This window comes from Paenibacillus sp. GP183 (assembly GCF_900104695.1).
In the GTDB taxonomy this organism is placed as follows: Bacteria; Bacillota; Bacilli; order Paenibacillales; family NBRC-103111; genus Paenibacillus_AI.
The window spans coordinates 27,400-52,519 of the sequence record NZ_FNSW01000002.1 but is presented as its reverse complement, the minus strand read 5'-3'; the positions used below and the strand labels follow the sequence as shown (position 1 = coordinate 52,519).

Here is a 25,120-nt window from a genome sequence, read left to right as displayed (position 1 = left end):
AAATTAAATTTCCCATCTAGCTAAAGAACCAATTGTTAATTCATATGAAAGTTTACAAATAGCTGCTGGTAACTGATCTTTTTTGATTCGAGGGAAACTAATATCAACTAAATATTTTTTTGTATTTCGGCATATATAATAATTATCATTATATTCATTTCTTTCAATATATCCAAAAACAAGAATTTTTTCGTTAAATTTCCTTAAAGATTCTAAGTCATCGGATAATAAGTCTCTTACTCGAAAAATCAATTCGTTTAGATTAAAACTATATTTCTCTGAGTCTACTGATCTCTCAACAAAATAAATAACTAGTTCACCTGTCTCAATTATATCCAATTGTTCCACAGAAGAAATATGCACTGACACAGCAGATGGATCAACACATTTTATCTCATACCATTTTTCAGGAAGTATAAAATCACGATCAGCTTTATTAATACCTACCCATCCTTCTACCAATAGACCTAAGTTAGCACCCGAATAAATTGATTGCTCTAAAAAAAGCAATTCCCCAATTAGTCCTTTTAAAATAGAACCAGAAAGAAGGCCATTCTTTCCACTTTCCAATAGTTGTTGCCACTTTAAGAAACGATCAATAAAAAACGAAATTCCCTGTTTGTTATTACTTTGGTATCTTGATGATATGATAAGATCATAACTTAAATTAATAAATAATGATTCTTGGTCATCTTTAATTAGCGTAAATATAATAGCCCAGTTATTATCATTTCTTATTCTCACTTCAATATTTATTGATTTAGATTTGTATAAATGCTCAGGTTCACATACTGAAACTAATATTAATTCCTTTTGGTTATGTGAATTATGCCCTATATAGATATCTAAAGGGTGAGACCCATCAACTCGTTGATTAACTAAATTATTTTTGCGATTGTTAACATTATTCCATTTTGTTATAAAACTATCAATCGATTTCATTTTCATCATCCTCTTCATACCTCATCCTATTTTTAATTTCCGTAGGATTTAATACATATTTCACAAGTCTATCATTTATACTTTGCTCTACATTTGGAAACCCAAGTCCAAAGGCAATTAATGGATTATTATTTTTGTAATGTTTATTCCCTTCCGTATCCTCTATTTCCGTAGGTTGAATTACATGGAGAATAAGTAAAGGCCTTCTTCCAGAAATTAGATATGCGTTGTCTGAAGGATCCTTCTCGGGATATTCTATTTTGTATTCTTTAATTATTCTATCGATTTGATCTTTAGATAGTCCGTTTTTAGTTTCTCCCCCAGAACCTACTCGAACTTTTGTGCCATTAACTAAAATAGTACTCCCATCTACCTTAATATTTCTATTTATTTTATTAATCTTAATAGATTCAGGAATTTCATCAGATTTAAATTCCTCGCCTTTCCCTGATGAAATATAGATATCCCAATTTTCTAAGTGAACCGAATTTTCAATATAATCAGGTAAAGGATTTAAGTAAAATTTTAAATCTGAAGGATCAACAGAAAAATTGTTAATGAATTCTACAATTATTTCTCTTGGTACATTTGACCAGATTTGTTTTTTTAATAATTCATGTTTTGTACCATTTAAATCTAATTTATTTACTAATTTAATAAATGATTTAAAGTTAGAATTTAAAATTGCTTCATTATTAGGAAGTCTAGGCGTTTCAAGCAGTCTTCCACTAACTGAAATAAGGCAATCCACAGTTTTTGTATATTTCATCTTGTTCCTTGCTGTTACAACAAGAGACGTAGGATCATATCGAACCTTCAGACCAAAATCTTTTGGAGACATATTTAACCGATTCATTTTTTTAATTTGTTCCCTGAGTTCATTTGTTGCTGCGGTGATGCTTCTGTACCAATTAATTGCATCAAACTTCATCCATATTCGAAATAGATCCTCGTAACCTCTGCGATATCCAAACCAACGCCCCATTTGCATTAATGTATCATACATCTTCGAATTTCGATAAAAATAACTCACGACTAATCCTTCTAGGGTTAATCCCCGTGATAAACTATATCCACCTACAGCAATAACTCTTAATCCCATTTCTTTGTAGGCATTAAAATTTAAACTTGAGCTGCCCGTAAGTCTATTAACTGATCTAACTTCAATTGGACTAACAGCACTATATAAATAATCCTTCTGAATAGTTTCCCAATCTGTGCCACTTAAATTTGAAAAATTGTATTTGTTCCATATATTACATAAAAATATTAGTGAAGATTTTTTAAGAGATTCTTTTAGTTCCAACTTCCCAAAATTTTGGATATCAGAACGAACTTTTTGTAACCAAGTTTTTATATGATCAGAAAATTGATCTTGTATTGAAGTCAAGTGACTTACATTCACTAACATAGACCTATGATCGTTATGATCATTTCTAAAATCTCTAACTGCATTAACCAACAAGAAATAACCTAATGATTCTAGCATGCTTTCTGGAATCTCATCAATTATGCTATTCTTATTAAGTTTTTCAGGAAGCACATCATCACTAATTTCTACAAGTCTATCTTCATATATAGCGTCTTCTCCAAAGATAGCATTACTCCCAATATAGCTTGAAGGTGGTGAAAGAGAATAAATAAAATCATTAGGAAATAAATCATTACCTAACATATCATCCTTCGTATCGGGATTAATAAATATATTTGCAAATGGGGTAGCAGTCACTGCAAGATATGTAGATCTATTAAACCTTTCTAACAATTGTCTGATTGCTTCATTAATTGCTGTAGGATCATCTTCACCTTTTGTATTAATTGATGCGCTGTCAGCTTCATCATCAATTAAAAGCATTGGTAAATCAACAATCCCTTTATCGTCGGCATTAAACACTTTCAACCATCTGTCTAAATTCTTTAATATCGTTTTATTTTTTTTAACAACGAAAATAACAGGGTCGCTGTTGTTTTTTAAACTAAATCCAAAATTATTAAGAGTATTCGAGCTAAAATCACTATTTACTGATGTGAAGGTATTGATGAACTTCTTTTGTCCAAATCTACCAACGCCCACTGATATATTTCTACCATCTTTACCCTGGCTTAAGATACCATTGCTATCTCTTCCTACGAAATCTGAATCGAGTCTTTCTTGTGTTTGTCTACGTAAGTTCTCAAGCGTTCCTGTTAATAAGATGATAACTTTATATTTCGCATCTGCGGCTTTATTACAAATAGCTGTATAATTCACTGTTTTTCCTGATTGAACATCTCCTAGAATCAATCCTCTTCGTTTCCATGGTTTTTCACTAGAAGGATCACCTAACAAATCAATAATATCATCCGATATATCCTCTAAACTCGATATCATTTTACTATTCCACTTTTTTTCCACAAGAAGATATTCTTTAAAACGATTCCAAAAAAAGAGGTCTAGTTCAGATCTTCGATGAAAATACCATGATTGATGTTGTGTATCTTTATCGACAATAACTGTCCCTTTATCAATAGTTACATCATAATTGGAATGTAAATTTCTTATAACGCTTTTCACTACTTCATCATTGATAATTTCCTTATATTTATTTTCATAAGTTTGTTTAGCTTGTAGTACATGCTCTTTAATAGACTGTTCAGTAAGTACGACATCATCAGGTTCTAATCGTATAAATGTCATTACAAGAGTTTCTAATTTGTTAATAAGATTACTACTATGCATGGTTCACCTCTTTAAGATATTTCACAATTTTCCCTGGGAATTGAGAAAAAGGCGGTGTACTCTCTATTTTGTCAAAAAAACGTTGTCTTTCTTCTGGATTTTTACAATTTTCTAGTAACAATTCTGCAAGTTCTTTTATATCATCTGTAAGTTCATACAGTTCATTATTTTTGAATTTTTCATCATTTGTGAGATCAATGTAAAGGGAATTCAATGGGATGTTCATCTCTATCATCTTCAATAATTGATGTAAAAATTTATGATCTTTCAAATCGAGCTTTTCTTTTAGCATTTCTACCAAAGGATGATCTCTGTTTATGTCATATAGTATCCCCTCCCTTGTCTTTAATCTCGTCCAAAGATGGACAATAGAATCATCTGTTTCTTTCTTCCCTCTAAAAGTCCAAGTTCTTTTACTTCCTTCTGTTATTTGGCCAACAATTCTTGAAAGATTTTTCCTTACAATTTCTGGGGGCGTAGCTGTTGATTTACGAATATCAATTGCCCAAAGATGATCCAGTGTATTGGGAATATCCACTCTAACACGTGCCAACTTTGATAATTCATCTTTTCTTATTAATCTGAACCATGATCCCCAAATTAATAGTCGTTTGTTTCTATAAACATAGAAGCCCTGTTGTTTTGTTAATCCATCTTTCCCTCCTAACATTTTAATTTCCGCATCTGTCATTTTCGAAATATGCGGTAAAATGTATGGTTTGACTAAAATCAAATGATCACCAATGCTGATCTTTTCATCGTCCATAATTTGAGTGCTTTTATTAATTAGGAATGGGTCATGAGGTGCTAGTGGTTCATTATTAATATTCATCTTGATACTTTTCAATCCACTCTCGCCACTGATATACCGATGAAAAACCAATGATAAGTGTTCACGAACTCTATCCATTTTCTCAGAAAACGCAGCTTCAAAATCAGATTCTCCATTTCCAACACGATCAAGGTTCTGCAATATTACCAATGTACCACTGCTCTGTAATTGTAATAACTCTATTTGGGGAAATTTTAACATATCTTTTTTATCTAACACTAGCAAACTCCATTTACCACTTTTAATAACATGATCAAGATCCCAAGATCTCCCTGACAATTTTCCATTCTTTAAACTAATAACAGTCAGCTTCCTACTTTGAGACAATGACGCTGTTTTAAGTCCAAGACCAAATCTTCCCAGGTCGTCTAAATCCCGAGTTTCTAACGGATTTCCACTCCCATATCTCATAGCGTCAGTAATTTCAACAGAATTCATACCCTTTCCATTATCTAATATTGACAAATAAGGTTCCCCAAAAGGAATGAATTTAATACTTATATTCGTTGCCTTTGCCGTAATACTATTATCTAAAATATCTGCAATTGCTGCTTCTAATGAATATCCTAATGCTCGAGTAGATTCCATAAGCATTGGCGCATATGGTGGTATACTTATTTCTCGCACGTCATACCTCCTATCATTCGATTGTGTAATAACTTAACTGGAGTAAGCAGATATAATTCATAGATAATTCGTCAATCATCCTTATTTTCCTGCAAATTCCAACAAAATTCATAGACCTAATATAACTTAATTATTAGTCAAAGAAACATATGTTTGCAAATAAAAACACTGTCCTATTATTCCCAATTTTATTATTTGACAGTTAATTTGTACTTCCTTTCTGAATTCTATAAAATTAATTATAGATATATCCAATTTATTTAAAAGCTTCAGATTCTCAAAAGAATACCATTCCTGATTGGATTGAATAAAAATGACAGATAACTTATCAAGTGAAGAACGTCGTAAAAACATGAGTGCTATTCGATCTACTCATTCTAAGCTAGAAAACAGAATAAGTAGAGCACTTTGGCAAAGGGGATTCCGTTTTCGCAGAAATGTTAAAAACCTTTTAGGAAAACCAGATATAGCAATAAAAAAATATAAGATTGTTATCTTTGTTGACTCTTGCTATTGGCATGGATGCGAAATTCATGGTAGCCTGCCTAAATCTAACGAAGATTATTGGATTACCAAGCTTGAACGGAACAAACAACGTGATTTGAAAGTAACACATTATTATTTGTCTATGGGTTGGTCCATATTACGCCTTTGGGAACATCAATTCAAAAAAGATTGCTTTGAACAAACAATGGATCAACTTTGCTCGTTTATATCACAATCAAAGGACATGAAAAAGGACAGGACGTAAAAGTCCTGCCTTATTTATAAGGTTAAGTATTCTGGTGTATTTTCTTTGACTTTATTCTTAATGAGATTAGTTTCATCCAGTTCAGGGTCATAATTAAATGTCCATTTCGCTTCGACAAAGTTATATGGTACCCCAGCAAATGTCTTTAGGATTGCTTCTACTATAACTTTTACACCCTGCGGCGGAACGGCCATTCCGATTTGCTTCCTCACTGCTTCTTTGCCGCCGAGGAACTTGTAGTTATCAGGGAACGTTTGCAGTCTTGCACGTTCTCGGTTTGTTAAAGCTCTGGGAATATCATAATGATACATATGTGTCCCTCCGCCACCACTACCAGTAACTGTATATGAGGGCTTGTCAGGATGAAGTCGCTTATATATTTGACTGATCTTAGTTCCTTTTACATTAAGCCTTAGATGTTGGGGAAGTCCATCGTACCAAGCATTTTCTCCTGGTGGTATGTGTCTAAGCATTTCAATGACTTTAGCTTGATGATTAGTATATTCCTGATTTGGTGCATCGTGAGGAATGGGGCGTTCTTCAAGGGCTTGTCTAGCCGTCCTGTAATTATTAGAGTTATGTGTCGGTTCAGGCACTCTAAAACTCAGTTCTAAATCTTTTCTTATTCCAACAATGATAATTCTTTGTCTAGCTTGCGGTACACCATATTCATGAAACTTATATAGATGTGGAGTAATATTATAACCTTCCTGTTCAAGATCAGATAAAATCTTGACAAAAGCTTCTCCCTCATTGGCACTTTCAAGCCCACCAACATTCTCAGCCATGAACCAAAGTGGTTGATGAATATTCAGAACCTTAACCCCATAAGAATATAGAGGACCAAAATCGCCATTAAACCCCTTTTTCTCTCCAACGCTGCTATAGTCATTACAAGGAAAACCAAAGGAGAAGGCGTCTATTCTGGGTAATGATTCAATATCCAATTTTCTTATATCTTCTTCAATCACTGAGTCAGGATCATCTGGACATATATTATGTCTAAAAGTTTGGCAAGCAAAAGAGTCATAATCATTCGCCCATCTATGTTCAACTTTAAAAACTTCTCCTGATGGACTAATTACTTCAGCAAGCTTAGCCCCAAGTGATAAGCCGCCTGGGCCACAAAACAACTCTCCCTTATTGAATATCATGTTAACAACTCCATCTTCTAAATTTACATGTATATTAATGCGAACAATAGTTCCATTATACAACAAAGAATACAAAAATGCAGCAAATAAAAATCGAACTTATTTGAATAAGCAACATTAATTATCTTTATTCTTTTTGCGCTTAGATGTTTTAAGAGCATTAAAAGGCTTTCGAAGCTTATTCGGCTTAGTTAAATTAGTATTCCACCTCTATTAGAGAACTGTAAACATAAAGAATCTGTTACCATCTGGGAATCGTAAGTTAGGTACCCAAAAAGGTTTTCCTTCCCAACCCTTATCAATACTTCCTTCAAACCGATACATTGTCAAGGTTGGCGCAGAAGGATCAAATCGGTCCGAACTACCCGCAATTATTGAACGAAATCCTCTTTTCGTATCAGTCTCTCTTACTTCTAAGAACCCACGATTTTGGAATAACCCTTTCATATTTCTTAAACAAGTCTTGATTGCTTCATCATCCCAAGAACCTCCACCTGCTTCATCAGACGCAGTAAGATTTACTATTTGAATAAGCATATCTATAGGAACTTGCATTAGTTGTCGTGAGCCGATAAATGGCATTAGGATTTTATCAAGCGCATCTACGTTTTTGATAAACGGAGAATAAGGGAAGTACCTTACACCTGGCATATAGAAGGCAAGTGCATCAACATAAACCACACTTGTACGTGTGGCTCTGAGTAAAGAATGTGTAGTCCTTGACAATACAATTGCCTGCATCTCTGCGGGGTTCATTTTACGAGCCATAGTCCATAGCTGTTTATTAGACTCATGAACACCCTTAAAAATTTCAAGTAAAGAACTGGATACATAAAATCTCATTACATTCATGTCTTTCTTGCGATATCCATACATCCTGGAGTGTTGTAAGATCGTATCAACTTGAGGGGTCTTACTTGTTCTTCCATAGTACGTAACAAGCAATCGTTTAATAGTTACCCCTCTACCTAATCGATTTCCACCAATTAGGATATTAAAGGGAGAGCTATAAGATGCAATTTTAGAGCCTGAAATAAGAAGTTGAATACTTGTGCTATTTATACATTCAGCAATTTCCTGAACCACATCCTGAAATGATGGTGCATTAGGGTTTGTTAACTTCATGTCATCGAAGGCATCACGAAGATACTCTATAACAAGTGTACTATCCGCAGATGAAGAATTAGCCATTGCACGAGTAAGTCTTGTAACAAAACTATTTACCAACCGCTCTATCCTTTTATGAGGATCTTGCCGCTGACTTACATGACAAACACATGAAAAAGCATTCCCTTCCCCGTGAATAAGCTTTGAAGCTGCAGCTACAAAGAAAGAACATAATGCTCTTCTCAAACCAGTAGGTACTACTTCCCATGATTCTTCAACATCTAAATTATTTGATGAAAGTATGTCGTCAATTTCATTATCTGGGAATAATCTCATTGGTGATAAATGCTGTTCCGCCTCAAAAAAGGAATCACCACCTATGTAATCTTCACCAGGCTCAAAAGTAACAGTAAATTGTGGAGCAAAGTCACTTTCAGAATGTTGCAAAAATAATGACTGCGGTGTTGCTGTAACCTGAACATATACATGACTCTCGAAGTAACTTCTAATACTCACAATAGCTTCATTAACTCCGCTTAAATCATCTGTTTCATTGTTTAATAACGTATTTAAGCTAGCTTGATCTGCTTCGTCATCAAAAATAATCGGACGGATATCATCTGGACAGTGCATTTCAATGAAATCGATTAGTGATTGCAGTATATGAGTATTCTTTGTTGCCATTAATACTAAGCCGCCAGTCTGCAAAGCTGTTTGTATTCTTTCAGGATGAGCCATCATCCATTGATCCTTACCAAGAGCTTGCATTCCAGGCAAAGATTTATTTATTCTATCCAGCGTTTGATCGTAAAGCCATACGTTATCGGATGTCAAAATTATGAACAAACGAAACCCATTATCCGAAGCTAAAGCGGTAGACATAAGCATATTGTTTGTTTTACCACTTTGAATTTGTCCAAACAGCAGTCCGTGACAGCTAGGATCACTGATACTACCGACTTTTTCAATCAGCCTTATAGCATTAGTTGTTATATTATCAACTTCTGTCTGACTTAAGTCGTGTCCTAATATCCTTGAAAACCTATTTACTTTCGAACCATTTAAGATCATGATTATCTCCTTCGTGAACTAAAGTCTAGATAGAAAGTATCATCATTCATTTTATAAATAGTAATTGTACTTCGTCCATATCTTTCTAAGTCTTCAGTCTCAACTTTATTTCCTAAAGGGACACCAATTCTCTGCCTAAAATACTTACCCATGATGCTGTTATCATGATGTGTCTCAATGGCCTTATTACCATCTTGAGCAACTGTACAAATAAAGCTTTCACCATCATCAGTAATCATAGTAAAATCTACAGCTCTGTCAGGAAAAAAATCAGGTTGTTGACGATGAATCTCCATTGGGATAGGGATATATGCTTGATTCGGTTCTCTTCCATCACGTTGACCCCAATTTAGACCACTTCGACCATGTACTTGTTGATCTCTCTTTTGTGTTAATGGCAACACTACACTCGGCTTACCTCTAACAGCAGCTCCTACAGCAGAAGTATCAATATCACTAACCTCAGGTTCAAGTTGAAATTGCATATTGAAAAACTGAAATATATCTGGGTCAGTACAATCCTTTAATTCATTTGAACTAGGAAAAAGCCCCTTAACAAAGGAGACCTCCGCAGGAACCATTATCTCTTGGTAATCTCTAAAACCATGCCAAGTTAAATTTGCAGAACCTGCAAATGCTACTTCTTCGGCAGTTCTATTTTTCGACCACAGTAAAACCTTTGCGTGTATTGGTGGTGTTCCATTAAAATAACGCATTCTTAGCCTGTTTGTTGATTGAATTAAATTAATATATTCATTATGATCCCAAATAGTAATTGGTTGTTCCTTTACCATACCTAGTATTACATCTAAGTTAAGGTTTTCAAAAGTATATAATAAATGATGAACAAATGTAGATGAAGCATACCCTGTTAGGACATTTAAGTTATGACGATTCTCCTGATATGGGGATTTAATAATTTGATCATATAAATGTGGATAGTAAGGCATATTATCACTCCTAATTTATGTATATTAACTCCTTTTCGCTTAATTCCTCAATTCGGTACTAAAGCCTTATATAAGATTCGACACTTAACAACCAAATCCTTCCATCTACTATATCCGAGGCACGTCCTCTTAGAGCCTCACAGAGACATGTCTTCATTATATATGAAATTTCGATACGCTCACACCGATAATACCTATTTGTTCTTTGTAATAAGATTAAAACTTTACCGATTCATTCGATTCTCTTCATATGAAAAAAATTTCACAATAAGGGTAATGAAAAAAATTAAAAATTTGCTGCGGGCATATTGCGAAATTATTGATAACTCAGAATTTTGGATTCGCCTACCCCCTTCCCTATTGAATGCAGCGCTTTCATCAATCACCTAATGAAGGGTAAAAAGGTATCCACATATTTAGGATAGTGTCCAAGCCTTGTATTCATCTAAACAAAGAACACTCTAGGCTTTCTTGTTTGACGCCTTCTTTGAGGCAGTGAGATGAACCCCACATGAGAGGAGGTTATATTTGGATGCGGTCATTAATTTATTGATCAGGTTGGAGGCCGAATGGGAACCGATTGAGAGTACATACGCCAAACACTTGGCTGAGCATTATTCACTTTCCCATGATTATCGGGACGTAGTCTATCAGATGTTGGGGTGGCGAGAGAAACTGTGAAGGAGATTTACTTGGTTGTTAAAAGAAATCTTAACGAGGAAATAACAACTAAGCCCTATGTACGTTCCTAAAACGGAATGTGTATCTAGGGCTTTTTTGCGTTTGACAGAGATATTCAAGGGCATGTGAGATGGCGCCCAATAACTGTAAAGGAGGTGTTCAAGATATGAATCAAGATGATTGAAAGGAATCAAGTGCGAAGGCAATGAGGTAAGTCATATGGTGAGGAGGTGATACAGATGCTAAGATTATTGGAATTGCTCAATATGAAGAAGGAATTGAATGAAATTAAGAGAGTGCTGGACAGAGATGCTTGTCTGCAAACGCGGGAAGGGATGACCTATGCAAAAACATTAGTGAAGCTCGTGCTGATCGAGTTGGAGATTGAAGACATGAAAAAGGACGCTCTGGAAAGCGCCCCATGTAACATTAAGCTGATTCAATCATAACCAAATATCTATTCAAATTCAAGGGGAGTGGCTGCGGCTGCTCCTCTATTTCATTTTCTACTATACCATTGGAGGTTATTAACCGTGATAAACATGTATTCATACAAGAACCTATTAGCAATTACTCTAAACGAAAGATCAGAAAGCTATACGATTGAGGAGATCTTCAAACGATTCTCTTCTCCTCATGAGCTTTTGCAAGCTTCAGAGCAAGAACTGATGGAGATTAAAGGTATCGGTAAAGCAAAGACCCGCCAAATCTTATCAGCATTACAGCTTGCTAAAATGATCAATATGCCCAGGCAAGCACCTACAATTATAAGAATTCCTCAGGACGTTTATGATCTTTTGAGAGGAGAAATGGAGTATCTACAACATGAATTATTTAAAGTGATATTTCTCAATACCAAGAATCATATCATTGCTGTCGAGACATTATCTCAGGGCAGCCTTAATGCTAGTATAGTGCATCCAAGAGAGGTATTCCGAGCTGCGATCAAACGTTCATCTGCCAGTATTGTGTGTGCCCATAATCACCCATCTGGTCAGCCTGACCCTAGTCCAGAGGATATTCAGCTTACACATCGACTTGTTGAGGTGGGCGAGCTTATAGGAATCACAGTCCTTGACCATATTATAATCGGCCACCAAAGATTCATCAGCCTTAAGGAACTAGGATATATGTAATTAACATTATTGGGTGAGCTTAAACTTAGCTGAGGTTTCTGATTTTACTTAAAGACGGGAGCTGACGAAGTATTGGTATCCGTGTGCTTGTTCATATTATAATGGCCTTATGTGAACCACTCGTACAGACCCAACAGTAAGATTCTCTCAAGAAGGAAGGAATCGAACATGATACTTAGTGAAATAAACGCAGCACTTACTTATCTGCTAAATGATAACAACGAAAGTATTATTATTACTGATAATGACTCAGTCTATGCTGCGGATGTTATCTTCTATCTTTCGCAATTGTTTAGCTCATTAAAATGCGATTATCGTGTGCATAAAATAACGGATCAATCGTATGAGGTAGTATTATACCAATAGTAAGGTTTAGTGAGTTATCCTTAATCAATAGCTGTCTCCAATAGCCTAAGAAGCCTTCGGCTCTCTATGGGCGCTGGCTCATGTCACAGACAGCTAATCCATCATATAAAGAAAAGGGCACGGGTGCATCATTCTGCATCTGTGCCCAATCTTTTTTGTTTGAGACATTCTTATGAATCTAATAATGAATTAGGATTAAACCTACAATTAGGATTCTTTATTCGTTCAACCCCAGGAAAGCGAACACACGATCGTATAAGTTGTTGTGTAACCACCTTGACGATTCCCTCTTTTTTAGCAGATGATTCGAAGGCGCTCAAACAAACTTTAGGCATTCAGAACTTCATTCAACCATTGATCCATCGCAATCGTTAGTTCGTCTAAAGTCATGTCTTTCGGGATTCTAAAGTCCATCTTACCTAGGACACCCGTAAAGTTATAAGTTAACTGCCTACAAATCATGATTGCTGCCCGCAGTGTACAATTTTGCCAGTATGGATCAAAGCTAAGGCTGTTCGCTGTTCCTGTTAAGTGGGCCAGTTCAATTTCTTTAACTCTATTAAAGTTGGGAACATATCTAGATATTCCTTGGACAAACTCATGTTCCTGATACAAATGTTCCATTAAACTGATAGCAGCCATTCTTCCACTGACATTGCAGGCTTCGCAATACTCACGAACCCCTGGATCATTGTTACTCAGCATCCGATGGTACGCGTTCAGCCAATATATAAAGGAAGCATAGCCAAAAGCCTTCTCCAACTCAGTAAAGGGCCGCTCGCTCCTGTTGCTTTGCATTTCTCGACTAGCTCTCGTGACTTCAATTTTGATACTGTTCATCTTAGAGTCGCTGATGGCTTCTTCAGGCGCTTTACTGGTGAGTGCGTTTTGCACTTGACCTGCTGCAATTGGATCTGTATTCCTTACAGCAACTGCACTTTTATGATTTTCGCCTTTTCTCGGTACAGGAACTGTGCTCTTTAGTACTTTTGGAGAATCATCAGTTTGGGGGAGGCGACTTTGTTGTGCTGGAGCTTTCGCTTCTTCCATTGCTTTATTTTCCAAAGAAGTATCCTTAAATTCACGGGAATATGCTGGGGATACGATATCTCTGTTGATAATCTTGCTCTTTTTCGCTATCACCTCTTGAATAGCTTGTATTGCTCCATACTCTTTCTTGGTAAAAGATTCTTTAGCTAGAGCGGCCTCAAAGCTGTCATATCTAATCTTACCAACATAGATATACAGAAGAACATGCTTCTTGACGTGAAATCGTACGCGGCGATCATCAGACTCGAAATATTGATCCTTCAACATCTCCGAGAGCTTAGCTTCAAGTTGCAAGCGCTCAGTTTCTTCCTTCAAGAGTTGACCTTTTTCTACCTGTTTCCAAATGGCATAGACGACTCCAATGAGTAAGATTCCATTTGGGGCAGTACTATTTGTTGATGTGCTTGTTCTTCTGTGAGTTCGCAATGTGGGCTATTAATAACTCATCTGATATTTGTCAGCAAAGTTCCTTCGTCCCTAATTATCACCATGTAATGCTTAATATTTTGGTTTCCATGCATACCTTTTGAACTGGCATTTATAGCGTCGCACTTCCAGTCACAAAGTTTTGACTTGCAAGAACGCACCGTTACGAAGATTATTTAGTACTGCTGTGTTATTAGTTTTCGTTCTGTTGATTGATATTTAAGGTTATTCAGTTTATTGACAGTCTCTTTGCCTCCCTGATTGATTTGCCAGGCACATAGGATCAGTAATCCGAACAAAAGAATAATAAAAAAAGTAAAGTCAGCCCCTAGCTTGTTTGCCTTCTTTTGCCTTCTATATTCGTTGGTCGATTAAGATGGTTTCTACGACGGATTCGCTGACGAAGTACAGATGGATTCCGCATTGAGCTTTTTATGGGATGGATCTTGGTATGTATTTCAAACGCCATCGGTAAGCTGTGGACCAGCCGTACTTTTACAGATAGTTGGGCTCTCCTTCTTCACCTTGTGTCAAGACATCTGAATTAATGACACCTGCATACGCCACACTGGACATAGTGAAACAAGATTGCCGCTGCTGCAATCTTTTTCACACTCACCAAATTTATATATTTTGGAAAACTATATAAATCCGAAAACCGTATGCAATTGGCAAAACGTATTTTGACTAATCTAGATGAGGGCGATTTTAGTTCGCGCCCAGGGGGGGTATAAATTACTCCTATCTTAACAACTAATTTGTAGAAATATGGAAAGTCATAGGCACATTGTACTACATCGGAAGATGTATATTATTCTTTACTAATATAAAGCTAACGTTCACTTTCCTTTACACCAATTGTAAAGGTGAATTGACGATGACCGAGTTCATTAAGTTGTAGTGAGTTGCACCGACGCGGCCTGAAGACGGAATAGGTCGTAAAGGCACAGATTGATGTTAAAATCGATGATCGGCGAATACAATCTGTACACAGCACACTCACACTAACTAATTAGCTTGCTTCCTTCTATCATTTGGTAGGTATTTAATATGCGATGTTTTCCACATTTTACACACGGAAGTATGAAATAATTCTAATTAAAACTTGCTTATCCGCACCATCAATGAGTTTCACCAGATGAAACGTTATAAATTGTATTAGTTACAGAAAACATTTTATTGTGGTAGCTCCAGCTGGGGGTAGCTACTTCGTTAAAGCTTATACAGATCTGAACAACATTAAATGACTTAAGCCTTTATCGTAAACGCTACAAGGGCTTGTATGTCGTATCGTGAATAGATTACGAAATGACAAAATTGTGGTCTTAATATTGGGGCCTTCGGCTCCATTTTGGCGGGGTCGCTCCGCTTCCCGCCTAGACCCTCGGTTAAACATTAAAGACAAGGACCTCCCCTTGTCACTAAGCACATAGAGATCCTGAATCTCCCCCCAGGAACAGCACAACTATGAAGTGTTCATCAGAATGTTCGTCGCTTGAGGGATGGAAATCGATAATACTCTTCTAATTAGAACTTGATTCGGAGGTTTAGAAGTGCCAATCATTCAATTCGGTAACTCAGTAATCGAATATTCTCTAGAATACAAATCGAATAAGAAAGATGTAACGATATCTATTGAACGGAATCGTATTGAACTTCTCTTGAAACCTCTTAAGCGTCATCGTTTCTTGTTGAGCCACGCCAATCACTCCCGAACATTCGTTTGTATTTATTATATCAAACAAATGTTCGTATTTAAAGACCTTACTGAAACAACTTGATATTCAAATTCTATTAAATCGATTTAGACTTATTCCACAATCCAACTGGAGATTCCTTTATTCGACAGATTATTTCCATCATTACACATCAGCACCGACACCAACTGTCAGCAAGCGTATGTTCGCATGAAAAAACCTCCCGATGAGGGGAGGTGGGAGACCTAATCCGTTTCAATAACTCTTAATGCAGCGTTATTGCATTTATTACAGTAGCCATTTAAGAAAAGTACAGATCCATCCAAACTTATTGAAAAGTTTACTAAAGTAGTTGAGCTCGAACATTTGCCACACCAAGCATTGTTAATGATTTGATTTCGTTTAACCTCCGAAATGTTAAGCCATTTTTTCATTGCTGCATATGAAATGGTGTCCGGGAAGTCTTCTTCTTCTTCCTCATCGTGGTCTACCCATTTGAGCATGGAATAAGAGCCTTCAAGTGAATCATGGATTCCCCAGCATTCACAACCCTTTGTGTTTACAATTGCTTTCAAGTGGTCTTTATACTTTTCATACAATTCGGGTGTTTTTTCTCTATTGAGCCTTTGAATAATCTCAGCATACACGTCAGTAAAACAATCGCCCATATCTTCGAAAATATCGCCATTCTCATGGATGGACTGAACAGCGATTTCTGCAAAGCAGATCATCAACTCAAGCGGCCAATTAGTTCCTTTACCGAGAGTGTTTATGTCAGATATGGCTTGTTTAACTGTAGCTACTCGCAACTTGGGTAATCCACGGGTTGGATAAAATTCTTTACGTATCTGCTCTTTGTAATCTTCGAACAACTCAAGGATCGCTTTCTCTCCTTGAAGTCTTACAGATACAAATGCTTGCGCCTCTTTATTTGACTTACATGTGTCGGCTAAAAGTTCGATGATTTCTTCTTTCGAGAGTTCATTTAACTTTCGTTTAAGCTGAGTGGTAGTTAATAAAGAGGATTTACGTCCTGCTTGTATTTGGCTCATAAATTCTCATTCCTTCGCATATATCCTCGCTCCGAGAATTACTTTCCGCAATCATATGTCCATTTATATTTTTCTCTCTTCACTTTTTATTCTGGTAAATATGGAATCAAGCCTAGTTTAAATGCTTCTTCCTGAATTTCTCTTGGTGCGTATCGTGCATCAATAGTTAACCCATTCACCATTATCATCCATGCCATTGGATTATCATTTATTTTACTTGGCAATGTCCATTTTGGATCAAATACCCCTATCTTCATTAGATCTCTTATTTGTTTTGATTTACTGCTTCCATTACTTTCACTCACACCGAATTTATTATATAATTCTTTTGCCTTCATTGTAGGTTTTTGAGATACATCAAAAAGAAAATTGACCATCCCTATTGCATGTACTATTCCACATGCCCAAGTGTTTGCTTTCCCTTTTACGAGTGGCGATGGGCGTTTACGACATAATGCAGCATTCAACTGGCAACAAACAAACTCATATTCTTCATTCAAATTTTCCTCACAAAAGTTTTTTAGAATCTCAGTAATTTCATTGTATTTATCTTGCATTTCATTGGGAACTGTTAATGATTTACCTTTCATTCTCCAACCTCCTCTTATCCTTTATTTGCATATATCAATTCTGTGCCTTATCACGCTATTTTCCACAGCATTTTTTATACTTTTGACCGCTACCACATGAGCAAGGATCATTCCGACCTATGGTTTTAAAGTTATATATTGTTTTCGTATTTTCAACTCTCATGCCCAGCAGCTTCTGCACATCCGAAATATCCTCTACTTTATCAGGTTCTATTCCAATGACTACTTTCCAACCGTTATTCTCACACAGAGCATAAATTTCCTGTGCTCTTTCCTCCGTTGCAACTCTAACTATAGCAGGTTTCTTGTTATCTCCCAATTTTGCCATTATGACAACCCCTATCATGATGATTTGCTATCTTTTTCTTATTCGACAACAAGATAATTCAATCCTTCCGATATATCCACGCACTCCACATGTGCGGTATGCTTATTATTGACAAAATGGAAGGGGGCAATTTAAGCCCCCATTAAAAATGGATTTTTGAAATCATAATGGATGTCTATACTGCCATCCTCAGCTACTTCTACCCTTTCAATCAAGCGATGAAGCACTTCTCGAAGGATTTCCTCATCTGAGATTTCCAGTTGAGTAAAACGTTCAATCTCCAATTGAAACGCATGTATGGAGCCTTGATTTTCCTGTTCTTGGGATACAACAGATTCCAGTTCTCTTGCCCTTAATTCAAGTGCTTCCTGTTTCGTCTTCAGACCCAAATTATACATTTTGAAAATTTCATCGTCTAACGTCTTGTTTAGCAGCTTATCAACAAGCTCCATTCGATCTTTTTGCAAAAGTCTTAACTTCTTATTTACATCATTCAATTCATCTTTAGCATCCGTAATTTTCTCGTTTGCTCGTTTTAAGGTATTCTGCACCAGAGAGTCTCGATCCATTGCGTTGCTAGACAGTTGTCGCAAGTCATTTAATACTGCTTCTTTCAATTCAACGTGGTCAATGAAATGGGAAGCGCATTTCTTCCCAGTTGATCTATGGTGGGAGCCGCAGACATAGCCTTTGCGGACACGAATGTAATTCATGCCCTTACCACAATCGGCACAATAGGCTACTCTAGCGAATAACGATTTCTTCCCTCTGCCACGATATAACCGATCAGCCTTCTCTTGCCTCTTCTCTTGAACGGCTTTGAACTGTTCTCTAGTAACTAGCGGTTCATGGTGATTAGGAACGATAATCCAATCGCCCTCGTCAATCATCTTTCGTTTATTATAGCCCTTATCTTGAAGATGAATTTTATCCTTACCATCAACTTTCGAACACCCGTGGACTAGATCTCCTGTATAATGGCGATTCGAAAGCACCAACCGAACAGAAGAATCATGCCATTGTTGACCATTCTTTCTGGATGGAAGGATGCCTTTCTCGTTAAGATAATTGGCAATTGCTAGAGCGCGCAACTGTAGGTCGAATAGTCAGTTGCAAAAATGACCAATGTACTGCACCAAAATTCAGCCGCTTTAGGAAGCCATTGTCGCGTAGTTATTGAACTTGTGGCTTGTCGTTTTCGAGCCTACTCCATGAAAAAATCGAGTGTCTGCATGGTTTTACCCTTCAAACGGCAACAGACGTGTATCCACGCCGAAATATATCCTGCGGACGAAAGTTAACTCAACATTTTCGTTCGAGTTTAAAGGGACTGAACCCTGCACATGGGAAATTGCAGGGTAATGCCGCTAAACGTTTGTTACTCCTGCAACCAAGCCTGATTCCATATACAAAATTGTATGACAAAAAATGCGAAGATTCAACTGTTCACATGAGAGTAACTACTGAGGGATTGAAGCGGAGGAAGCCTGTTTTTCGCGGAACTGCAACTCATCTTCTTCGATTGAGACTGGCGAGAAGTCTTATGCAGCAAGGCTTCCTGCTCCTTGGTACAATCGATGGCGTAAGAGCCACATATAGTTTAAGTGTTCAGCTCTCGTTACTGCCTATCAGTACTTTAGTACAGTCATCAGTACATGTATTGATTTATTGCCTTCTTAAAGAGATCACCTTTATTAGAATGCCTATACAGCCCCTAGCAAAGCACCTTTTTATAGGTATTCCTATTTAATTTATTAGCGACCAAGAGAACAGCAACAAAGCAGCGTTATAGCAGCTTTTTAAGGACATGGCGCGTACCTCTATCCGAGTAAACGATACCACCATCCGATTAAAAAATGATCGCAAACAAAAATACGACCCCTCTACGAGAGCCGCATCAACTTAACATTGCTTTATTAGATTCCCGATAACGTCAGAATGCGCTATTGTCCCCCTGTAAATACACCCCAACGCCGCCGTGAGCGGCAAGGACGAACAATTGCCATACCAGAACTGTAAACGCAGCTCAGACTGACTCACCGTCCCACCAACAAGCTATACAGCGGAAGACAGAGAGCATGGGGAGGGGTTTGGAGAAACAGCGCCCCCCAAAATCTTTATAACAATTTTTGAAAAATAAAAAAGCCGAATGCGAAATGTACCCGAAACTTTATCATTATACATTGTGTGATTCAACATATTTCGACTCCAGCTGATAGTTTCTTTAACAACTGAACGAATAACTCAAAACTATTGATAACAAAAAAAATAAAGAGTAAACCGATAGGATTATGTCCTATCGATTTACTCTTGCTCTATCCAATAAAATCCATTCAGGGAAATATGGCGTTAAATCAATGCTTACTCACTACCAACACACAGCACACAACGTGAGTGGAGACTTCATATTTGAAATAAGACAAGGGTTATCCTTTAAACAGTTTATTCTACCGTTAAAGTTAAAGGATAACCCTTGTTAATCTACAATCAGTTCGTGCTGATGACCTTTACTTTACTGATTCTTCTGTGTCAACAATTTCAGCAGAACCGTTACTGCTTCTGCTCTTGTTGTATTGCCATTAGGATCGAATGCGTTTGAACCTTTACCTTCTACAAGGCCTTGTTTCTTAATTGCCGCCACTGCACCTTTCGCCCACACCGGAATGTCCTTGTCGTCTGTGAAGCCAGTTACGGCATTCGCTTCGTTAGACTGACCCAAAGCGCCCGCGAGCATCACTGCCATCTCAGCGCGTGTAATTTGTGCATCCGGACCGAAACTGCCGTCCTCATAGCCTTTAATAATCCCTGCTTTTACCGCTTGTGCGACCGCTTTTTGCGCCCAAGCTCCAATCTTCGCCGTGTCTGTGAAAGTCAGTGCCGCTGCTTCTCCTTGCGGCTTCAACTTATTCATCAGCATGACCGCAAATTCCGCAGTACTTATTTTGAATTGTTCACACCAATTTTCCTTGTCGGGTGGGAAAGTATGACAATGATGTTTTTGGGTATGCAAGTATTTGTTACCTCTTTATGTAGCTTTTATATCCTTTACACGATTCACCAGACTCTCAAACCCATCGATATCGCATGCCACCACATCGCCGTCCCGAATGACGACAGCACCCGGAGTCCCGGTAGAAATGATATCTCCCGGCAGCAGCGTCATGACTTTGGAGTGGAATGAAACCAGATACCAGGGACGAAATGTCATGTTAGAAATGACATTTCTTCGGTGAACACTGCCGTTAATTACAGTCGACACGTTTAAATTCAGCACATCGTCCACTTCATCTGGCGTCACCAGCTGAGGGCCGAAACTAAAAAATGTATTGAAGCTTTTGGAGCGGGTAAGATACCTCGGATTAATTTCCAATATATCCTCAGCCGTCATATCGATGATCGTTGTAAATCCAGCAATGACTCTTTGGGCATCCTCTTCCGATACATCTTTGCATTCCTTCCCGATAATGATGCCGAGTTCAGATTCGGCTGTTGTGCGTTTGGACTGCACGGGAATCTGGATCTCATCGCCCGGGCCTATAATCGTCGTGTCCGGTTTCATAAAGCTTGCGGGTTCGGTACTTGGTGCTTTTTCATGAAGGTCTGCAGCGTGCTCGACATAATTAAGACCGATGCCCCATATTTTTCGCGGATGGCGGTAAAGTGGTCCGTAGTTCACTTGTACAAGTGGAATCATCTCATCTGCTATTGCTGTAATATCCTTCTTCCCACCGTTTTGAAACCAGATTTTCATTTCTTCCAGCTGCCCTGTCATTAACAGTTTCAACAGCTCTGTCGACCAGGATTTATTAAACTTTGCATTTAATGTCTCCACGGGAATGACTCCGTTTTCTGTCACGACTGCGCTGGCTTCCGAACCATTAAGCTTGATAGTGGCAAAGCGCATTATTTAACCCTCTCCTTAGATAAAGTTTGATTGCTTCTCCTGAATTCCTGGATTTCCTCGAGGTATAAAGAGGGGGTGATCCATCTGACATCTGAATCACCCCTTCATATTAGGTTATTTGCATATTTTCCCTTAATTTGCATAATGCCAAAACCCGGTTCATTTCGTTATTGACGATCATGTACCCTTCGTCAACTCCCATTCCTGGCTTCGCCAAACACTGGTCGGCTCCGCATGCGATCGCGATTTGGGTCGTGATCCGCGCGGAAATTTCCGTTTCATTGCACGATCCGCCACAATAAGCTCCTACGCCATGTTGTTTGCAATACAAGATAGACTCGATAATATTATGAATGCCGCCCAGATCCGGCGACTTGATCTGAATCATATCCGCCGCTTGCTGGTCTACAAATAAATAGATATCTTCTTTGGTATTACACCATTCATCTGCAACAATTTCGGTGCGTATTGCTTTTTGCTTCAATATGGACCTTAACGATTTTAAATTTTGCCATTGCGCTTCACGGTCTCCGCAATCCATCGGACTCTCGATTCTTAATGGAAAAGGAAATGCGATCTTCTCCAGTTCGCGGAGATAGTCGGCTATTCGCTCCAGGTCATAGTCAAAAGCAAGTCCAATGGTTCCGTAAACATCAATATGTAAGACGGGTGAGTACTGTTCATTTTTTCGCAGCTGCACAATCCGGTTTTTCAACCAATGTACGTATTCGTTTAAATGTTCACCACTGCTTCCTAACTTTTCCTTCACATTATTAATTAATCCATGTGGCAGAACATCAACTTCCTTCATGATCATCTTATCCACATTTAAATACCTGTCGTCGCCGGTTTGGGCAAAGATGGGTACTTTTTTGAATGCCGTATCTATATGGTACTCTTCCCTGATTACTTCAGCCATCGTGATTTTCTTCGCTTTGGCCACGGCGTCTAATATCGCTTGAGTCGCACCATACCTGATGGCGCTGTGTAGGAGAGCTCCATCTATTTCGATATGATCCACTTCCTCGGCCAATTCGCGAAATGACTTCAGTTCTCTGCCAATCAAACGGGGAGAAACGTGCTGCTCGATAACCTTCATAAACTCTTGGGCTGAAAATAAAGGATCCCTTCCCCCGACACCGGGATATTGAACCATCGCGCAATCCCCGACGGCAACCTGCCCATCTTCAAGTATGAGCATCATGGAGATGCTTTCCCCCGCCTGTCTAATGCTTGAAAAACCTTTCGTTACGGGGATCCCCTGATAAGTAAAGCCATCCTGGGCAGCATTTTGCCTGATAGCTGACAGATCGTCAAAATAAAAGCCGGTGTACCCTTGCGATAAAACAACCTGGACAATTTTCATAGCAACCCTCCAACCCCAATTCTATTGAATCAGATCTCCGACAAAGGAGGACAACCCTCCATCAACACCGAATGCTTGCCCTGTTACGAATGAGGCGGAATCACTGGCCAAAAAGATGGCGGCATTAGCCACTTCCTCGGGTGATCCCAACCGATTGAGCGGATAGTGTTTAAGCAGCTGTAATTCAGCAGCTGCTGGATCCTTCATTTTACCTAAAAATTGTTCCTCTAAAAGAGGCGTCCGGATGGAACCGGGGCATAGGCTGTTTACCCGAATCCCGAATTTGCCGTACTCGGCCGCAGCCGCCTTGCTGAGCAGGACGACTCCCCCTTTGGCCGCCGAATAAACTCCTAATCCCGGCCATGCGGCAAGACCTGCGATGGAAGCCATATTGATAATACTGCCGTACCGTTGATTTTTCATAATGGGCAGCACATACTTTAAGCCTAAGAAAACTCCTTTTAGATTGGTATCGATGGTGAGGTCCCACTCTTCCTCGGTCGTATCTTCTATCGTTGTAAAATACTCAATCCCTGCATTATTAAAAAGGATATCGATTTTCCCGTATTGCCCATGAGTGAAATCGATTAATCGTTTCACATCGGACGCATCTGCCACGTTAATTTGTTGAAATACCGCCTGCCCATTTTGCCCCTTAATCAGTTCAACGGTCTCCATGCCCATTTGTTCATTCAGATCGGCAACGATAACCGTCGCGCCTTGTTGGGAAAAAAGCAGGGCGGAGGCCCGGCCAATCCCTGAGCCTGCGCCCGTAATAATTGAAATTTTGTCCTTTAAGACCAAGTAGGGTCGCCTCCCGAATTATATAACTTCTCCGCCATTGGGGGATATGACTTGCCCGCAATAAAAATTGCCTGTCTCACCAGCCAGAAAAGCGATGCTGACGGCCACTTCCCGTATCGTTCCCAGCCGTTGCAAAGGAATTTTGGCGGCCTGATTCATGCGGATTTCTTCTGCTGTCGTGCCCAGAAGGCGGGCTTCATCTTCAATCATATCGGTCTCTATCGGGCCGGGCGCAACAGCGTTGACTAAAATATGGTGAGGCGCTAATTCACGCGCCAAAGCTTTTGTAAATCCGATAATTCCAGCCTTTACCGCTGAGTAATGAACAGCGCCAGCTTCACCGCGCTGTCCCCAGTTGGAGGAGATATTGATGATCCTTCCGCCGCCATCCCGTTTCATATAGGGAAGAACTTCTTTCGAGAATAGAAATGTTCCAGTTAAATGTACGTCAAACATCCGGTTCCATTCAGTTAAAGTGATGTCGGGGAACATTCTATTTCCTGCAATTCCGGCGTTATTGACGAGAATGTCGATACGGCCATATTCCTTGATCGTTTGCTCAACTACGCTTTTGACTTCGTCTTGCTTCGTAACATCACAGGCTATCGCCATCGCTTGAAAGCCTTGCGAACGGATGTAATCAGCCGATTGCTGCGCGAGCTGTCCATCAATATCACAAATCGTCACATTTGCACCCAGCGACGCGAACAATTCGGCGACTCCCCTTCCGATTCCACGCCCGGATCCCGTTACAATGACCGCTTTTCCTTCTAAATTAAACAATGTACTTTCATCCTCCCGCTAAAAATGTTTATTTGAGGGCCAAGCCGTATTTCCAATCATTTTTATCCATCTCATTAATAAAATTGACCATGACATCAACGACAGCTTTCTCAAGCAGCTTTCCTTTTTCCACTGTTCCTACACTGGGGTCGCCGCTTGCGCCGGTATCCGTCAATTCTTCAAAGCGCCATTTGATATCGACATGCCCCGGAAGCTTGGGCACAACACCTTTGGCATGTTCCATTTGCATCAGCTCGGGAAATAAGGCAAGCCCCATCGACGTTTCCCCTTCGCCTGCATGACCCATACCGTCCCATACTTCAAACGTTCCCGGTGGAATCATTTTCCCGGCGGCTACCCACCAGTCGTTTAAACTGGCGATGACTACATCCGGATACTGAACCTTTACCGCACGCGCAGCCAATTCAATCGGAGCGATATTTCCATCGTGCCCGTTAATGATGATGATTTTTTTGATGCCATTGCGGATAACCTCTTGAAGAACTTCTTTAATGACACTCGTAATCGTTTCAGGCTGCAGGCTTACGACAAAAGGCAATTTATTATAATGAGCGCTGAATCCGTAATTAATAGGAGGAATAACCATTAAATCGTCGACCCGTTCCGCAACTCTTTCCGCCAATCCATTGGAAATTAAAGCATCCGTGCCAAACGGCATGTGGTATCCGTGGTTTTCGAATGCACCCACACCGAAAATAACCTTATCAATTTTAGCCTGATTATACTGATTACCTGTCATTTTTGATCCGATATACGCCATTTC

The 25,120-nt window shown here is 38.7% G+C and carries 21 protein-coding genes; 4 read left to right on the top strand and 17 right to left on the bottom strand.

Annotated elements, in window-relative coordinates; translation table 11 throughout:
• Nucleotides 1-3: 3 nt before the first annotated feature.
• The 3 genes from BLV33_RS26805 to BLV33_RS26795 are packed head-to-tail and all read right to left on the bottom strand — an operon-like array spanning nt 4 to nt 5,120.
• A complete protein-coding gene (locus BLV33_RS26805) occupies nt 4-942 on the bottom strand; it encodes a PD-(D/E)XK motif protein (protein WP_171909391.1) in 939 nt (312 codons plus the stop codon).
• Nucleotides 929-3,661: a Z1 domain-containing protein gene (locus BLV33_RS26800; RefSeq protein WP_090799326.1), complete on the bottom strand. Its 2,733-nt coding sequence runs from the start codon at nt 3,659-3,661 to the stop codon at nt 929-931. Before BLV33_RS26800 ends, BLV33_RS26805 begins: the two co-directional genes overlap by 14 nt.
• The gene (locus tag BLV33_RS26795; protein WP_090799325.1) at nt 3,654-5,120 is read right to left on the bottom strand and encodes an ATP-binding protein; all 1,467 of its coding nucleotides are present in this window, start codon (nt 5,118-5,120) and stop codon (nt 3,654-3,656) included. Before BLV33_RS26795 ends, BLV33_RS26800 begins: the two co-directional genes overlap by 8 nt.
• Before the next feature lie 313 nt (nt 5,121-5,433).
• Here BLV33_RS26795 and BLV33_RS26790 point away from each other — a divergent pair, with 313 nt between their 5' ends.
• The gene (locus tag BLV33_RS26790) at nt 5,434-5,871 is read left to right on the top strand and encodes a very short patch repair endonuclease (protein WP_090799323.1); all 438 of its coding nucleotides are present in this window, start codon (nt 5,434-5,436) and stop codon (nt 5,869-5,871) included.
• Nucleotides 5,872-5,885: 14 nt separating this feature from the next.
• On the opposite strand, the gene BLV33_RS26785 is transcribed toward BLV33_RS26790, so the two are convergent.
• The 3 genes from BLV33_RS26785 to BLV33_RS26775 form a co-directional block, all read right to left on the bottom strand.
• On the bottom strand, nt 5,886-7,025 hold the full coding sequence (locus BLV33_RS26785) for a DNA cytosine methyltransferase (RefSeq protein WP_090799322.1): 1,140 nt from the start codon (nt 7,023-7,025) through the stop codon (nt 5,886-5,888).
• A 213-nt stretch (nt 7,026-7,238) separates the two neighbouring features.
• Complete coding sequence (locus tag BLV33_RS26780; protein ID WP_090799320.1) at nt 7,239-9,203, bottom strand: Z1 domain-containing protein; 1,965 nt, start codon at nt 9,201-9,203, stop codon at nt 7,239-7,241.
• A gap of 2 nt (nt 9,204-9,205) precedes the next feature.
• A complete protein-coding gene (locus BLV33_RS26775; RefSeq protein ID WP_090799318.1) occupies nt 9,206-10,153 on the bottom strand; it encodes a restriction endonuclease PLD domain-containing protein in 948 nt (315 codons plus the stop codon).
• A gap of 528 nt (nt 10,154-10,681) precedes the next feature.
• Here BLV33_RS26775 and BLV33_RS29565 point away from each other — a divergent pair.
• The 3 genes from BLV33_RS29565 (at nt 10,682) to radC (ending at nt 11,970) form a co-directional block, all read left to right on the top strand.
• The gene (locus tag BLV33_RS29565) at nt 10,682-10,834 is read left to right on the top strand and encodes a hypothetical protein (protein WP_171909390.1); all 153 of its coding nucleotides are present in this window, start codon (nt 10,682-10,684) and stop codon (nt 10,832-10,834) included.
• Nucleotides 10,835-11,073: 239 nt separating this feature from the next.
• Nucleotides 11,074-11,283, top strand: coding sequence for a hypothetical protein (locus BLV33_RS26770; protein ID WP_090799317.1), 210 nt, complete (start codon nt 11,074-11,076; stop codon nt 11,281-11,283).
• Between the two features lie 93 nt (nt 11,284-11,376).
• Nucleotides 11,377-11,970 (top strand): RadC family protein, encoded by a 594-nt coding sequence (radC, locus tag BLV33_RS26765; protein WP_090799808.1) that lies wholly within the window; start codon nt 11,377-11,379, stop codon nt 11,968-11,970.
• A 693-nt stretch (nt 11,971-12,663) separates the two neighbouring features.
• On the opposite strand, the gene BLV33_RS26755 is transcribed toward radC, so the two are convergent.
• The 11 genes from BLV33_RS26755 to BLV33_RS26695 all read right to left on the bottom strand — a co-directional run bounded on the left by BLV33_RS26755 (nt 12,664) and on the right by BLV33_RS26695 (nt 25,117).
• Nucleotides 12,664-13,701, bottom strand: coding sequence for a hypothetical protein (locus BLV33_RS26755; protein WP_090799314.1), 1,038 nt, complete (start codon nt 13,699-13,701; stop codon nt 12,664-12,666).
• A 2,053-nt stretch (nt 13,702-15,754) separates the two neighbouring features.
• Nucleotides 15,755-16,561: a hypothetical protein gene (locus BLV33_RS26745; protein WP_090799310.1), complete on the bottom strand. Its 807-nt coding sequence runs from the start codon at nt 16,559-16,561 to the stop codon at nt 15,755-15,757.
• Between the two features lie 86 nt (nt 16,562-16,647).
• Nucleotides 16,648-17,151, bottom strand: a complete 504-nt coding sequence (locus tag BLV33_RS26740) for a DUF6398 domain-containing protein (protein WP_090799309.1) — start codon at nt 17,149-17,151, stop codon at nt 16,648-16,650.
• Between the two features lie 55 nt (nt 17,152-17,206).
• On the bottom strand, nt 17,207-17,479 hold the full coding sequence (locus BLV33_RS26735; protein ID WP_139305848.1) for a PBPRA1643 family SWIM/SEC-C metal-binding motif protein: 273 nt from the start codon (nt 17,477-17,479) through the stop codon (nt 17,207-17,209).
• A gap of 131 nt (nt 17,480-17,610) precedes the next feature.
• On the bottom strand, nt 17,611-18,570 hold the full coding sequence (locus BLV33_RS26730) for a recombinase family protein (RefSeq protein ID WP_090799304.1): 960 nt from the start codon (nt 18,568-18,570) through the stop codon (nt 17,611-17,613).
• Between the two features lie 1,421 nt (nt 18,571-19,991).
• Entirely contained in the window at nt 19,992-20,489 is a 498-nt protein-coding gene (locus tag BLV33_RS26720; RefSeq protein ID WP_253187275.1) for an S-layer homology domain-containing protein, read from the bottom strand.
• 15 nt (nt 20,490-20,504) lie between these two features.
• The gene (locus BLV33_RS26715) at nt 20,505-21,383 is read right to left on the bottom strand and encodes a fumarylacetoacetate hydrolase family protein (RefSeq protein ID WP_090799300.1); all 879 of its coding nucleotides are present in this window, start codon (nt 21,381-21,383) and stop codon (nt 20,505-20,507) included.
• 109 nt (nt 21,384-21,492) lie between these two features.
• The gene (locus BLV33_RS26710) at nt 21,493-22,749 is read right to left on the bottom strand and encodes a methylaspartate ammonia-lyase (RefSeq protein WP_090799298.1); all 1,257 of its coding nucleotides are present in this window, start codon (nt 22,747-22,749) and stop codon (nt 21,493-21,495) included.
• A gap of 21 nt (nt 22,750-22,770) precedes the next feature.
• Complete coding sequence (locus BLV33_RS26705) at nt 22,771-23,553, bottom strand: SDR family NAD(P)-dependent oxidoreductase (RefSeq protein ID WP_090799296.1); 783 nt, start codon at nt 23,551-23,553, stop codon at nt 22,771-22,773.
• An 18-nt stretch (nt 23,554-23,571) separates the two neighbouring features.
• Nucleotides 23,572-24,336 (bottom strand): SDR family NAD(P)-dependent oxidoreductase, encoded by a 765-nt coding sequence (locus BLV33_RS26700; RefSeq protein WP_090799294.1) that lies wholly within the window; start codon nt 24,334-24,336, stop codon nt 23,572-23,574.
• Nucleotides 24,337-24,364: 28 nt separating this feature from the next.
• Complete coding sequence (locus BLV33_RS26695; RefSeq protein ID WP_090799292.1) at nt 24,365-25,117, bottom strand: creatininase family protein; 753 nt, start codon at nt 25,115-25,117, stop codon at nt 24,365-24,367.
• Nucleotides 25,118-25,120 lie beyond the last annotated feature (3 nt).